Source organism: uncultured Capnocytophaga sp. (genome assembly GCF_937936315.1).
GTDB lineage: Bacteria > Bacteroidota > Bacteroidia > Flavobacteriales > Flavobacteriaceae > Capnocytophaga.
In genome coordinates, this window is record NZ_CALGWU010000006.1 from 61520 (window position 1) to 75803 (window position 14284).

At 38.9% G+C, this 14284-nt stretch carries 16 protein-coding genes; 3 read left to right on the forward strand and 13 right to left on the reverse strand.

Annotated elements, in window-relative coordinates:
* Positions 1–19 precede the first annotated feature (19 nt).
* The 12 genes from Q0162_RS01360 to murD all read right to left on the reverse strand — a co-directional run bounded on the left by Q0162_RS01360 (position 20) and on the right by murD (position 9612).
* On the reverse strand, positions 20–541 hold the full coding sequence (locus Q0162_RS01360; RefSeq protein WP_297887918.1) for an autotransporter outer membrane beta-barrel domain-containing protein: 522 nt from the start codon (positions 539–541) through the stop codon (positions 20–22).
* Positions 542–600: 59 nt separating this feature from the next.
* Positions 601–1125 carry a gamma carbonic anhydrase family protein gene (locus Q0162_RS01365; RefSeq protein ID WP_297887920.1) on the reverse strand — a complete coding sequence of 175 codons (525 nt, stop codon included), beginning with the start codon at positions 1123–1125 and terminating at the stop codon, positions 601–603.
* A 20-nt stretch (positions 1126–1145) separates the two neighbouring features.
* The gene (locus tag Q0162_RS01370; protein WP_096089435.1) at positions 1146–1352 is read right to left on the reverse strand and encodes a hypothetical protein; all 207 of its coding nucleotides are present in this window, start codon (positions 1350–1352) and stop codon (positions 1146–1148) included.
* 77 nt (positions 1353–1429) lie between these two features.
* Positions 1430–1654, reverse strand: a complete 225-nt coding sequence (locus tag Q0162_RS01375; protein ID WP_096089395.1) for a DUF3820 family protein — start codon at positions 1652–1654, stop codon at positions 1430–1432.
* Positions 1655–1678: 24 nt separating this feature from the next.
* Positions 1679–2812 (reverse strand): biotin synthase BioB, encoded by a 1134-nt coding sequence (bioB, locus tag Q0162_RS01380; protein WP_096089396.1) that lies wholly within the window; start codon positions 2810–2812, stop codon positions 1679–1681.
* 82 nt (positions 2813–2894) lie between these two features.
* Positions 2895–3569, reverse strand: coding sequence for a (d)CMP kinase (cmk, locus tag Q0162_RS01385; protein ID WP_297887931.1), 675 nt, complete (start codon positions 3567–3569; stop codon positions 2895–2897).
* A gap of 24 nt (positions 3570–3593) precedes the next feature.
* Entirely contained in the window at positions 3594–4079 is a 486-nt protein-coding gene (locus Q0162_RS01390; protein WP_297887933.1) for a hypothetical protein, read from the reverse strand.
* Between the two features lie 27 nt (positions 4080–4106).
* On the reverse strand, positions 4107–5126 hold the full coding sequence (hemH, locus tag Q0162_RS01395; protein WP_297887936.1) for a ferrochelatase: 1020 nt from the start codon (positions 5124–5126) through the stop codon (positions 4107–4109).
* Between the two features lie 40 nt (positions 5127–5166).
* Positions 5167–6165, reverse strand: a complete 999-nt coding sequence (locus tag Q0162_RS01400) for a DNA adenine methylase (protein WP_297887939.1) — start codon at positions 6163–6165, stop codon at positions 5167–5169.
* 2 nt (positions 6166–6167) lie between these two features.
* Complete coding sequence (locus Q0162_RS01405) at positions 6168–7028, reverse strand: hypothetical protein (protein WP_297887942.1); 861 nt, start codon at positions 7026–7028, stop codon at positions 6168–6170.
* On the reverse strand, positions 7028–8254 hold the full coding sequence (locus Q0162_RS01410; protein WP_297887945.1) for an FtsW/RodA/SpoVE family cell cycle protein: 1227 nt from the start codon (positions 8252–8254) through the stop codon (positions 7028–7030). Before Q0162_RS01410 ends, Q0162_RS01405 begins: the two co-directional genes overlap by 1 nt.
* Before the next feature lie 14 nt (positions 8255–8268).
* Entirely contained in the window at positions 8269–9612 is a 1344-nt protein-coding gene (gene murD, locus Q0162_RS01415) for a UDP-N-acetylmuramoyl-L-alanine--D-glutamate ligase (RefSeq protein ID WP_297887955.1), read from the reverse strand.
* A gap of 177 nt (positions 9613–9789) precedes the next feature.
* Between murD and Q0162_RS01420 the strand changes: the two genes are divergently transcribed.
* Both Q0162_RS01420 and Q0162_RS01425 read left to right on the forward strand, forming a co-directional pair.
* Complete coding sequence (locus tag Q0162_RS01420) at positions 9790–9966, forward strand: CAL67264 family membrane protein (protein WP_002680130.1); 177 nt, start codon at positions 9790–9792, stop codon at positions 9964–9966.
* 40 nt (positions 9967–10006) lie between these two features.
* Complete coding sequence (locus Q0162_RS01425; protein WP_297887967.1) at positions 10007–11581, forward strand: NADP-dependent glyceraldehyde-3-phosphate dehydrogenase; 1575 nt, start codon at positions 10007–10009, stop codon at positions 11579–11581.
* 80 nt (positions 11582–11661) lie between these two features.
* Here Q0162_RS01425 and Q0162_RS01430 read toward each other — a convergent pair whose 3' ends face one another.
* Positions 11662–12822 carry a THUMP domain-containing protein gene (locus Q0162_RS01430; protein WP_297887969.1) on the reverse strand — a complete coding sequence of 387 codons (1161 nt, stop codon included), beginning with the start codon at positions 12820–12822 and terminating at the stop codon, positions 11662–11664.
* A gap of 160 nt (positions 12823–12982) precedes the next feature.
* On the opposite strand from Q0162_RS01430, the gene Q0162_RS01435 reads away from it, so the two are divergent.
* A complete protein-coding gene (locus Q0162_RS01435) occupies positions 12983–14206 on the forward strand; it encodes an exonuclease SbcCD subunit D C-terminal domain-containing protein (protein ID WP_297887971.1) in 1224 nt (407 codons plus the stop codon).
* Positions 14207–14284 lie beyond the last annotated feature (78 nt).

Sequence of the window (14284 nt, forward strand, 5' to 3'; positions counted from 1 at the left end):
GTTCATTAGCAATTGTTGATTAGAATCTATATCCTATTTTGATGCCAAAATTAGGTTCGATAGCCCAGAATTTTTTATCTTCGTTTACACCTTTACCGAAGTTGCGAGCGATATTAGCATAAGGAGCTATAACGAAAGTATTGTCGAGATTCCATTGATAACCTGCTCCTATCCCTAAGATAAAACTATCTAATTTTGTTTTGGTGCCATCATTGTATTTGTAATTACCAAAACGTTGTTTGATGAAAGGGTTTACATAGAGACCTGTACCTCCATCTTCTTCAAAATAGTAGTTATAACCTAGTTTTACACTAGTAGCACTATATTTCCCATTGCCTTTAGGAATTACAGAAAAACGGTCGTTGAAGAACAATTCTCCTTCAATAGATTGATTTTCAGCAATAAAATGCTCATACCCCACTTCAACAGAAGCTAACCAAATAGTGTTCAAGATGTTTAAATTTACTTGATGTTGACGATCTTGCGCAAATGTTTTTACTGAGAAAAACATAAGCATTGCAGCTACAATAATTTTTTTCATCGATATTCTTAATTTTTAAAATAATGGCAAAAGTACAAATAATTTGCTAATTAGCAAATTTACTCATTAATAAAATCATTTTCTATCCAGCTGGCGTATTTGGGATAATTAGCCGCAGTACGCTCAATAAGAGCACGTTGTTCTTCGGTTACTTCTTTGATTTTCTTAGCAGGCACCCCTGCATAAAGGCTTCCTTTTTCTATATGAGTATTAGGAGGTACTACTGCTCCAGCAGCTATGATACTACCATTTTCCACCACACATCCGTCCATTACAATACTTCCCATACCTATAAGCACCTCGTCTTCTATTGTACAACCGTGCACAATAGCGTTATGCCCTATAGAAACGCGATTGCCTATCGTAGTGGCGTGTGTTTGGTAGGTAGCGTGAATCACTACACCGTCTTGGATATTGGTGTCATCGCCTATGCGAATGCTATTCACATCGCCGCGAATAACCGCATTATACCACACGGTACAACGATTGCCTAACTGCACATCGCCTGTGAGGGTTGCATTTTCGGCAAAAAAGCAACCTTCCCCGAAGGTAGGTTGCTTTCCGTTAATTTTTTTAATTAACATTCGTTTTAGTTTTTAGAGATTTAATTTTCAGTAGTACCGCCAGCTTCAGCATTACGACCAAGTAACCATAAAATTCCTCCTACTACAATTAAAGCTATTTTGATAGCCCAAGCTACTCCATCTCCCCATTCGTAAATCCAGAAAAGAAGTTTAGGCACATAGCCGAAGAATTCTAATACAATTGCTAATACTCCTAAGAGCAATAAAAGTGAACCAAAACTTTTCATATATATATTGTTTTTATTTGTTACTTTGTTTTTAGAAAGCTCCCTCACATAGGTGCTATCATAGAGTTGTATGTACTTTAATTATTAGCAGTTAGCGCCTTAAGATTATCTATTATTTCTTGTAGCCCATTAGTTTTTATCTCGAAAGTAGTTGCTAATAGCATTCCTAATTTTCCTTTGGGAAATCCTTGGGTGCTGAACCACTCGAGGTAATAGGAAGGCAAATCGGCTATCATAGTTCCCTTGTATTTGCCATAAGGCATTGGGGTTGTGATGATTTCTTTGAGAATTTCGGGGGACATAGAATTAGAAAATTAGCAAATTTATTAGTGTGCTATTTTAACCATTTTTCTCTTTTCTTCATTGCGCTCTATTTTGTGATTAGGGCGCGTCCATTTAGGGTTTTCACCTAAGGAGTGATACTGAGAATCGGCTGCTTCTACCGTTTGAGGCTGTGGATGCGTTTCAAAAGGTTTCTGAATGCGCATACCGAGTACGCCGAGCATTTGCATATCCTCATTGATATCAGGGTTAGGTGTAGTGAGGAGCTTATCGCCTGCGAAAATAGAGTTGGCTCCTGCAAAGAAACACAAGGCTTGTCCTTCTTGACTCATTTGGGTACGACCTGCAGAGAGGCGTACTTGCGATTGAGGCATCACGATACGTGCTGTGGCTACCATACGCACCATCTCAAAAATATCTACAGGCTGACAATCTTCTAAAGGCGTTCCTTCTACGGGTACTAAGGCATTGATAGGCACTGACTCAGGTTGTGGGTTGAGGGTAGAAAGTGCCACGAGCATACCCGCGCGGTCTTCAAGCGATTCACCCATACCGATAATACCTCCACTGCACACAGTGATATTGGTTTTGCGCACATTGTCAATCGTTTTGAGGCGATCGTCATAACTGCGGGTAGAGATAATTTCTTTGTAGTATTCTTCTGAAGTATCGAGGTTGTGATTGTAAGCATACAAACCGGCTTCTGCCAAGCGTTTGGCTTGATTTTCGGTAATCATACCAAGGGTACAACACACTTCCATATCGAGTTTGTTGATAGTGCGTACCATTTCGAGTACTTGTTCAAACTCAGGACCATCTTTCACATTACGCCAAGCAGCCCCCATACACACTCGCGAAGCTCCTGCTGATTTAGCGCGGAGAGCTTGGGCTTTTACGTGGGTAACGCTCATCATATCGGCGTTTTCTATTTTTACTTCAGTTTCATAACGCGCTGATTGCGGACAGTAAGCACAGTCTTCGGAGCAGCCTCCTGTTTTGATAGAAAGGAGGGTAGAAACTTGTACTGAGTTGGGGTCGTGGTATTTACGGTGCACCGTAGCAGCTTCGTAGAGCAACTCCATTAGGGGTTTGTTGTAAATAGCAACGATTTCTTCTTTTGTCCAGTTATGGCGTGTTTGGGCATTGTTACAGCCGCAAGTATGTTGATTTTCACACATGGTTTTTCTTTATTTTTGGGGCAAAGGTAATAAATTAATTACGAATGACAAATTACGAATTACGAAAGTGTGTGACGCAATATTAACTTTTAACCATTGCTAAGATTTTTTGTACTTGTTCCTCTATGGTAAGATTGGTATTATCAATAACAATAGCATCATCGGCTTTTTTGAGGGGAGATTCTTTGCGAGTGGTATCGATATGGTCGCGGTGCTGGATGTTGGCGAGGACTTCATCAAATGATGCGTTATCACCTTTGGCTTGTAGCTCTTTATGACGGCGCTGGGCACGTACTTGTTCGCTGGCAGTCATAAATATTTTAAGTTCAGCCTCAGGGAATACAGTAGTACCAATATCACGCCCGTCCATTACAATACCTTTGTCTTTCCCCATTTTGCGTTGGAGGTCTACTAAATAAGTGCGCACTTCGGGTTGTTTGGCAACTTCACTCACCCAATTGGCTATCTCTATACCACGGATATCGGTTTCGATATTTTTACCGTTCAAATAGATTTCAGAAAATCCTAATTCGGGGTTGTAGACGAACTTTATTTCTGATTTTCTTAAATCTTTCATCAGGGATTTTACTTCGATACCTGAGGTAGAAGCATAGCCTTTTTCTAAAGCTAAATAAGTAACGGCGCGGTACATCGCACCAGTATCAATATAAACGTAGCCTAATGCTTTGGCTACAGCTTTGGCAGTAGTACTTTTTCCGGTTGACGAATAGCCGTCAATGGCAATAATAATATTCATTTTTATTAGATGTTAGGTGTTTTGTTATTTGTATAGTGATGGGGGGATTCTTATTTCGGATACAAGTTTTTTGTTTTCATCGTAGTAATAATACAACAGTGTAATATCATTATCAATGAAAAATCGCATCTTTTCGCGATTGCTTCTCAAATTTTGCAAAATAGCATCCTTAGCTGCTGGTGTGTCGAACTCTATTTCTTCGGAATCGAAATTAAAGAGGGTAGCATAATACCCCATAGTTCTTTCTCCTTTTAGGGCAACACTATCTAAGCGCACCCCCTCTTCTATTATTTGTGGTAACTGCTGGTTTATTTCGGCTACTTGATTCTTCATTTCATCGGCAACTAAATTGTGTTTAGCTTTTGAAAAGAAGGAGTTTGTGAGATGGCGCGTCGTAAAAAATACCACTAAAAATACCACAACAAAAGACACCGCACCCACTATTAGTGCCATAATGTTTTTAGTGCGTTTGTTCTTTCGGGTTTCCTGAGTGTTAAGAAAATCGTTCATAATTATCTGTTAGATTTTGCTTTGTTATTAGTTATTTCTAATCCAAGTAACAAGGGCTTGTACCCACAAATCGGAGTCGTTGAGACAAGGAATCATTTTGAATTCTTCACCGCCGTTTTCGCGGAAGGTTTGTCCGCCCACCATTTCTATTTCTTCGAGTGTTTCTACACAATCGGCGACGAAAGCTGGGGTAATCACCGCTAATTTTTTCACGCCTTGTTGAGCGAGTTGGGCTATTTTATCGGATGTAAAGGGAGTAATCCACTTATCAATACCTAAACGCGATTGGAATGATTGTGAATAAGTTCCTTTTTGCAAGCCTAATTTTTCTACTAACAAGCGAGTGGTTTCAAAGCAATGACTTCGGTAACAATATTTTCCTTCCTCACTATAAGGGTCACAACAAGTAGTGCCTTCTGATATTTTTTTGTGGGCAGGCGTAGGGGTAGTTTTGTACAAATGGCGTTCGGGCACTCCGTGATAAGAGAACAATAAGTGGTCACAAGGATTATTGTCTAAGTGCTTGCGAGTTACTTCGGCTAATGCTTCTATATACTCGGGGCGATGAAAGAAAGCTGGAAACTCTATAAGTTTCATTTTTGGGAATTGCTTTTTTATCAATTGGCGTGTAAGTACCTCAATAGTTTGAGTAGTTGCCATTGCATACTGGGGGTAGAGAGGCATCAAAAGCACCTCATCTACTCCTTGGTCGTGCAACTGTTGTAACCCACTGGCTATACTGGGGTTGCCATAACGCATAGCCATTACAACGGGGATAGAGACTTGTTGTTGTAGTTTTTGAGTGAGTTGGTTTGAGATTACGATGAGAGGAGAGCCCTCATTCCACCATATTTTTTGATAGGCTTTGCTTGTTTTGGGCGGACGTGTATTGAGGATGATGCCGTGTACCAAAGCGTAACGCAATAGGTAAGGCAAATCTATCACATATTCATCCATCAAAAATTCTTTTAGGTATCGCTTGATGTCCTTAATAGAAAAGGAGTCGGGAGATCCTAAATTTACGAGTAATACTCCTTTTTTAGGCATTTTTTAGTTAAGTGAAAAGTTAAAAAGTGAGAATGTTTATTCAACATTTCTCCAAAATATGAATGTATTCAGTAGTAGTATTTGCTTTGTGAGTTCTATTTTCTTCTTTATCTGCTTTAAAGCGGTTATAGTGAGTGCTTTGCAGGTCGTATTTACCATATTTTTGCATAATATCCCTTATTTGATTAAGAGACATTAATCCTTCATTATTATAACTAAGAAATATATAGCGAAATTGAGCATTTTTAATCAATTCATCAAAAGCTTCTACTACCTTAGCTCTTTTGCAATAATTAGATTTGTGATAAGGACGCAAGCCTGTTTTTCCTTGTGGGGTGAAAGTGTCGTATTTAGCAATAGTGTTGAGTAGATGATAATTAGCTCCGTATTCTCGATGATTGTAAGGAGGATCGAGATAGAGGATATCTCCACTAATTTTTGTTATAAGAGTATTGCTATCTTCATTAAATACCAAATGATCATTTTCATTTTCAACAAAGAAAGCAGGTTCAAGGTACAAGTCTTTCTGAGCTGTTTTTTTAATATGTTTCAAAAAAGCGCCATATACTGAAGCTGTATTTGCTACCTTATCAGCATTTTCAAGCAAAGAAGCTAATAGGAAAAAGTACACATTTTCAGTAATATAATTTTCTTTTTTCCACTCTTCAATTTTTTGGCGTATGGCATCAATTCGTTTACCATTATTAGCCTTAAAATAGTTACGACCTGCAGTTCCTTTTTCAGAGTATTGTTCAAAAATAAAACCGTTCACCCCTTCTAAAGAGTTAAGTTCCGATAGATGTTCCCAATAATTAAACGCAATGTGATTTTCTATATAATTTTTGTTAAGGACATAGCTATAATACTCAATATCATTACTAATTATTTGTTTGACTTCTGTTTTGAAAGCTCTTCCTACTACTCCTGTGCCAGCAAATAGGTCGCAACATATTTTTTGCGACAAGTCTTTACCTACAATACTATAGATAGTTTGTTTGATAAAGGGCAATAGTTTATATTTTGAGCCTATATAGTTCATTTTTAGTTATGTAAGAGTATTACAAAAGCTTCTGTTCTATAGGTTTTCAATCCCACATCTTTATGTTTAAATTTGAATGTGATAGGAGAAGGTGTTACTAAGTTTGTATTTTCTATAATTTGTTGTATTCTAATAGGTGAAATCTCATCGTCTAAATAAACAATAAACAAGTGAGGTTCAGCTCCAAACCTACCTTCATCTTGGTATGTGTAAAGATATTCAGCTACTTTTTCAGGGTGCTCAATAGCTGTTGTCTTCCAATGTTCTCCGAAATCTTTTTTAAATTCATTAGTGGGACTACGCGATACTTTTTGGTCATAGCTTACTCCGTCTATAAAGAAATCAACTCCTTTTCTATGGGAAAGAGTAGGTATAATATTATCGTTTTTCAAAAATACCAGAGTTTCTAAGAAATCATTGCGCTCAGTATTGAGCTCTTTTATACGCCTATACTTTACAGCTGCTAACTTTACTTTTTCATCTTTTTCAGAGCGCGTATTGTTTTCAGCATTAAGTGCTTGTACAAAATTATCAAACTGACCTTGAGAAAAAGGCCAATTGAGAACTCCTAAACCTAATGCGTGCCATTCTTTTAACAAAATAGCAATATTTTCTTCTCCTTTTAAACCATTTTGGTACTTGGATAAAGTTTTAAATATGTTTCTAATTTTATCTTTCGCATCATTGTAATCCCATATCCTTACTATTTCACTAAACAATTCATTAGATGATTGTTTGTTAAGACTTTTTTTATCGTAATTGTACAACTCTAAAAAAGCTATAGCATTAGTTTTATTGCTAAAAATTTTCTTAACAATATCTTGGTCAATCGTTCTTTTTATATCCCTAATATCATTCATCATTAGTGTTTTTCTTTTTTCATTCTTCGTAGGGCAGTTTCAGCGAGTTCTTCCTCCATATCGGCTTCGGAGATATCTTTTTCCATTTTTCCATCTTTGCGTTTTTGGCTACTTACGGAAAGAATAGCCCCTAAGGCTATACAAGTTACCCAAAATGAGGTACCTCCACTACTGATGAGTGGGAGGTTCTGTCCTGTAACTGGAAAAAGTTCTACCGCTACCCCCATATTGATAACAGCTTGGAGGAGTATGGGGATACCTAAGCCTAGAACTAATAACTGACCATAGAGAGTGGGAGATTTGAGTGAAATTGCTACAATACGAATGAGCAATAGTATGTAGAGTAACATTATGAATATAGCGCCTACAGTTCCCCATTCTTCGGTAATGATTGCAAAAATAAAGTCGGAAGAACTTTGAGGAAGAAAGTTTTTCATTGTACTTTTGCCAGGGCCTTGACCTAAGCCTATACCTTTGGCTATTGCCATTTTAGAGCGTTCAATTTGGTAACCTTCTTTTTCATCATCACTTGCTGTAAAGGATTCAATACGGCTCATCCAAGTATCTACCCTATTAGGAAAAGCATCGGGGAAAGCTTTTACTACCAAAAAGAAAATTGCCACAAATACCACAGCTATGATCATAGCTGAGAAAATATGTTTAAAAGGGAATCGCCCTAAGAAAGTGAGGATAAGCACTGAGCTGAGTATCAGTACGGCAGTAGAGAGATTGGATATCATTACCAAAGCAGTGATTGTTCCTACAGGGAACCACAAGGGCAAGATAGTTTCTTTAAAAGATAGTTTTTTGCCATAAACTTTGGTTAAATAAGAAGCCACATAAGCCATTAACATCACTAAGGCAACAGCAGAGGGCTGGAATGAAATACCAAAAATACTGATCCAACGGCTAGCATTAGCTCCTTCAATAGTTGTTCCCTTAAAGAGAGCAATGGCTAATAGGATTACTGAGGATGGGAGTAGAATATACTTGACAGGGATTCGGAAATCGCTATAATTGCATCTATGTATTAAATAAAGGATAATGAACCCTGTTATCACAAAAACCAACTGTTTAAAGAGATAGCCTGCAGGTGTACCTTTCCCCACTACATAGACTAAGTTAGTACTAGTGCTATAAACAGCGACAAGAGTAGTAAGGCTAAATATGAGAATAAGTGCCCATAGCCCTTTGTCGCCTTTGATGTTTTTCGACAGCCATTCTTGCATCACCCAAATAGAGATTACAAGCGAGCTACAGCTGCTTTAAATTGGTCGCCACGATCTTCGTAACTTTTGAATAAATCGAAACTTGCACAAGCAGGTGATAGTAATACAGTATCGCCTTCGGTAGCAAACTTTTTGGCGATTCTTACAGCTTCGTCCATAGATTGAGTTTCTATCATTTCTTTTCCGCTATTGCTAAATGAGTGTAAGATAGGCTTGTTGTCTACCCCGAGGCACACAATAGCTTTTACTTTTTCGTGTACGTAGGGCAGCAAAGCATTATAGTCGTTACCTTTATCTTGACCGCCTACTATCCATACGATAGGGGTTTTGATAGTATCGAGTGCGAAATACACTGAATTCACATTAGTTGCTTTAGAGTCGTTCACATAAGTAACACCCTCTACCACTTTCACTTCTTCGAGGCGATGGTCTACTCCTTTGAATCCTTTAAGGCTATCGCGCAAAGAGCTATTTCGGATGTTCACTAATCGAGCTGCTACGCTAGCAGCCATTGTGTTTTTGATATTGTGTTTACCACGCAAGCTGATTTCTTCTACATCAATTTCGGTAGTTTCAGCAGTTTGATTTTCTAACATAATATGTATTTTGTTATCTTTTAAGAAAGCTCCGTAGGGGAGTTCTTTTTCTATGGAAAATGGTATGAGTTTAGTTTTTAGGGTATGATGTTGTAGCCATTCTTCGATCACGGGATCATCGGCATCGTAAATGAGAAAATCGTTTTCGGTTTGATTCATTGCGATGCGGAATTTAGAAGCTATATAATTCTCAAATTTATAGTCGTAGCGATCTAAATGGTCGGGGGTAATATTGAGCAACACTGCGATATGAGGGGCAAAATGCTCGATACCGTCTAATTGGAAACTACTAATTTCAAGCACATAGTAGGGTGGATTTTCGGCAGCTACTAATTCGGCAAAGCTATAACCTATATTACCCCCCAATCCTACTTGCAATCCTGCGTCTTTAAAAATTTGATGAGTGAGCAAAGTAGTGGTGGTCTTGCCATTACTTCCCGTGATGCCTACAATAAGACTATGTGTATATTCACTAGCAAATTCTATTTCCGAGATAATGCGAATGCCTTTCTCGCGAGCTTTTTTCACAATAGGGGCTTTATCGGGGATGCCAGGACTTTTCATTATCACATCGGCGGAGAGGATTTTCTCTTCGGTATGGAAGCCTTCTTCCCATTCTATACCCTCTTTATTAAGGGTTTCGCGGTAGTGAGGTTTTAGGGAGTTTCTATCGGAAAGGAAGACCTCCCAACCTTTTTGTTTTCCCAGAATTGCGGTACCTACGCCGCTCTCGCCACCACCTAATATTACTAAGCGTTTCATTATTAAATCCTTTAGTGCTGAGGAGCACTATTATTTTGGCGCAAAGGTAAGAATAATTTGTCAATTAGCAAATTTTAAAGATTGGCAAATTGGCTGTTAGCCAAATAATTTTTGTTGATTTACCAATTAATCTGTATCTTTGCGTTTTGTAACCAACATAATATAGAATATCACACTATGAATAAGAATACAGTTTTGGGGTGGGCAACCCTTATAATGATTATAGTAGGTTTAGGGCTTATTGCCTTAGGAGCCTTTAAATACAATGAAGTTGCAGGCTTTGGCTTTGGAGCTGTAGGCATTGGGTTCTTTGCTATTGCGTGGGTGTTCAACGCCCTTAAAGGAAGAGTTTAGAACAGATAACAAATAATAGATAACAGAAAAATAGAAAATTATGATCATACCTGAACAATTTCAAGTAAAACCATTTCGCCAAGAGACTTATCTCATCAATGGCGAACTGCGTGAGTGGAAAGGTGAATTTACTAATATCTACTCCACTATTTCTTCTACTGAAAAGTATGAACATACCCTCTTAGGCAGTGTGCCTTCGCTAGGTGAAAGCGATGCTTTAGAAGCCCTACATTCGGCTACTGAGGCTTATAACAAGGGTAAAGGCTTATGGCCTACAATGAAAGTGAAAGACCGCATCAGCGCTATGCTAAAATTTGTAAAACAAATGGAAAAACAACGCGATGAGGTGGTAAAACTGATGATGTGGGAAATTGGTAAAAATCTAGACGACTCTCGCAAAGAATTTGACCGTACGGTAGAGTATATCTATGACACTATCAATGCTTATAAGGAACTTGACAATGAATCGTCTAAATTCGTACGACGCGATGGAGTGTACGCTCTTATTCGCCGAGGCCCTTTAGGAGTTGTGCTCTGTTTAGGCCCTTACAACTATCCACTAAATGAGACTTTTGCGCTTATTATTCCGGCACTTATTATGGGTAATACCGTTATTTTCAAGCCTGCTAAACACGGGGTACTACTCTTTACGCCTTTATTAGAAGCCTTCCAAAATTCTTTCCCTCGCGGGGTGATTAACATCCTCTATGGGCGCGGTCGCACTGTTGCTCCACCTATTATGGAGAGCGGCAAAGTAGATGTTTTGGCGCTCATTGGCAACAGCAAAACAGCTATTGCATTACAAGACCAACACCCTAAGAAAAACCGTTTGCGCCTTGTTTTTGGTTTGGAAGCTAAAAACCCAGGAGTTATCCTTCCTGATGCTAACTTAGATTTGGCAGTAGACGAATGTGTGAAAGGAGCCTTATCGTTTAACGGACAGCGTTGTACAGCTCTGAAAATTCTCTATGTACACGCCAAAATAAAAGATGAGTTCTTGAAGCGTTTTTCCGAAAAAGTAGATGCTCTCAAATTTGGTAATCCGTGGGATGAGAAAGTAGCCCTCACTCCCCTACCCGAGGTAGAAAAACCTGCTTTCTTGCAAGAACTTATAGATGATGCGCTTGCTAAAGGGGCTACGATTCAGAATAAAAAAGGCGGTGAACGCACAGATAACTTTATTTTCCCAGCGGTACTCTACCCTGTTTCTAAAGAGATGAGAGTGTACAATGAGGAGCAATTTGGTCCTCTTGTACCTGTAAAACCTTTCTCTAACATCAATGAGATTATTGATGAGATTTCGGATTCTAAATACGGACAACAAATCAGTTTGTTTGGTGAAGACCCTCACGAGCTTTCTCCACTAATTGATATGCTGGTGAATATGCTTTGTCGTGTGAATTTGAACAGTTTATGTCAGCGAGGTCCAGATGTGTTCCCTTTCACTGGTAGAAAAGATTCGGCTGTGGGCACATTAAGCGTACACGATGCCTTGCGCTCATTCTCTATCCGTACCTTTGTATCGTTCCAAAACAACGACTACAACGACAAGATAGTAGAGAATCTATTGCGCACTGGTGCTTCTAACTTCATCAATACAGATTATATTCTTTAGGAGTTAGGAATTAGAAATTAGTGATATAACAAAAAAGCTGTCTCGAAAGACAGCTTTTTTTGTTAATTATCAATTGTTAATTATTCTTTGTTCATTGTTTTCTTACTTCCTTCATACATTTTGTACTGTAACAATCGGCTTTCTAATTTACCATTGAAAAGTTTAATTTTGCGGGTGGGTCGCAAGCCTACATATTTCATTCCCTCTAAATTGGCAGTGATAAACCACGCCTCGGTATTGGGGTAATTGCGTTTGAGAGTGTTGCCTATAGACGAGTACAACTCTTCAGTATCAGCTTGCAAACGCTCGTTGTAAGGCGGGTTGAAAACTATGTGCAAAGGTTTCTGTTTATCTTCTTTTTCAGTTGTAAAAAAGTCCTTTTGAAATACCTGAATATACTCTGCTAAGTCGGCATTTGCGAGATTATCTTTTGCTTTGGCTACTGCCGAAGGCGCCTTGTCATAGCCTACAATTTGATAGTGAAACTCACGTATTTTTTTGATACAACTACCAAAAATAAGATTGAAAAGGTTCTCATCAAAATCTTTCCAACGCTCAAAAGCAAACTCTTTGCGGTGTACATTGGCTGGAATATTACAAGCAATCATCGCTGCCTCAATAAGGAAAGTACCACTACCACACATAGGGTCGAGGAAATCACACTGTCCTTGCCAACCGCTCATCAGCAATATGCCTGCCGCTAATACCTCGTTGATAGGCGCTATATTAGTAGCTGTACGATAACCGCGTTGATGGAGAGAAGCTCCTGAGCTATCAAGCGATACAATCACCTCATTGCGCTGGATATGAATGTGAATTGCCACATCGGGGTGGAGCACATCCACACTGGGGCGACGACCTGTAGCGTTGCGAAAAGCATCAGCGATAGCGTCTTTAGCTTTGAGAGCGACATATTGTGTATGGTTGAATATCTCGGTTTGCAGGGTTGCTGTTACAGCAAAAGTTTGGTTGAGATCCAAGATTTCCTGCCAATTGAAGTCGTAGAGTTTTTGGTAATACTCTTTTTCGTTACGGATGTAGAAAGAGTGGATAGGTTTAAGGATTTTTAGGGCGGTACGCAAGCAGAGGTTTGCTTTGTACATAAAGCCTTTATCGCCTTCAAATTGCACGCTGCGCACACCTTTAGTTACGTGCATAGCGCCTAAATTGCGAAGTTCGTCAGCCAATATATCTTCAAAACCGAAGAAAGTTTTGGCTACCATTTTATAATTTTTTTCCATATTACTGGTAATGTTCAACTAACAATTGCCGATTGCTCATCAACAATTATTTTCAGGCGACAAATGTAATACTTTTTTTTGAATTGACAAATTAACCAATTTGCTAATTAGCTAATTATGTAGTATCTTTGCCAAAAAATATAGATTCTAAGAGAAAACAATGAATTTTCTACATACTGCCGATTGGCATTTAGGACAAACATTTTACCAATACGATCGCTATGAAGAGCATCAACACTTCTTGGATACTCTCTTGCAAATTCTGGAAACTGAAAACACTGAGGTGCTTCTTATCAGTGGTGATGTGTTTGACACTGCTAATCCATCGGTAACTGCTACCAAACAATTCTATCATTTCTTACACCAAGCTACTGAACGTTTCCCGCACTTGCAAATCATCGCTATTGCAGGTAACCACGATTCTCCCGTGCGGCTTGAAATGCCCTTACCTCTCCTAGAAAATACTCAAGTACACTTAATAGGTCATATTAGGCGAAACGAAATTCGCGAAATTGACTACGATGCCCTTATCCTTCCTCTTTACAGCAAAGGCGAGATTGCTGCCTATTGCCTCGCTGTGCCTTTTCTGCGTTTAGGTGACACACCTAAAACTGATGATTTTTCGGATTACAGCAAGGGAATTGCCACTTTCTACCAAGAAATTACTGAAAGAGCTTTGACTATTGCCAATGGTAAACCACTGATTGCTATGGGGCATTTGCACGCCTTAGGAGCTGAACTCAGTGAAGAAGATACTGCTGAGCGTCCTATCATTGGGGGAATAGAGAGTATATCCCCTTCATGTTTTCCAAAAGCATTGAAATACATCGCTTTAGGACATATTCACAAAGCGCAAGCCTTAGGCGATGCCCATATACATTATGCAGGAAGTCCTATACCCCTTTCGTTTTCCGAAAAACACTATACCCACCAAGTAGTAACTTTCTCCATAGAAAACGGACAAGTACAGGGCATCAAACCTATTCCCCTACCTATCCACACCCCTTTGCTCAGTATCCCTGAACGGGCACTTCCTCCTGAGGAGGTGTTACATCTTCTAACTGCCTTACCCGAAGCAACAAGTGAGAGTGCAGCGCCTTATTTAGAAGTAAAAGTACTGCTCAAAGAGCCCGCTCCCGAACTGAAGAACAGCATTCTAAAAACTATTGCTAACAAGCACGTGCGTTTAGCGCGTATTGATGTGCGCTACCAACAACAAAACAAAGCTAAACAAACAGTTCTACAAAGTGAACTTACCCTCAACGACTTACAGCCTTATGAGGTATTACAGCAAGTGTACGAAAACAAATACCACGAACCTCTACCCGATTTTTACAAACCCTTATTTGAGGAGGCGATGGGATTAGTGGAAAGTGAAAAATGAAAAGTGAAAAATCATCAATTGTTAATCGTTAATTATCAATTATTAATTGTTTTTTGTATCTTTGCCCCCAAATAGAAA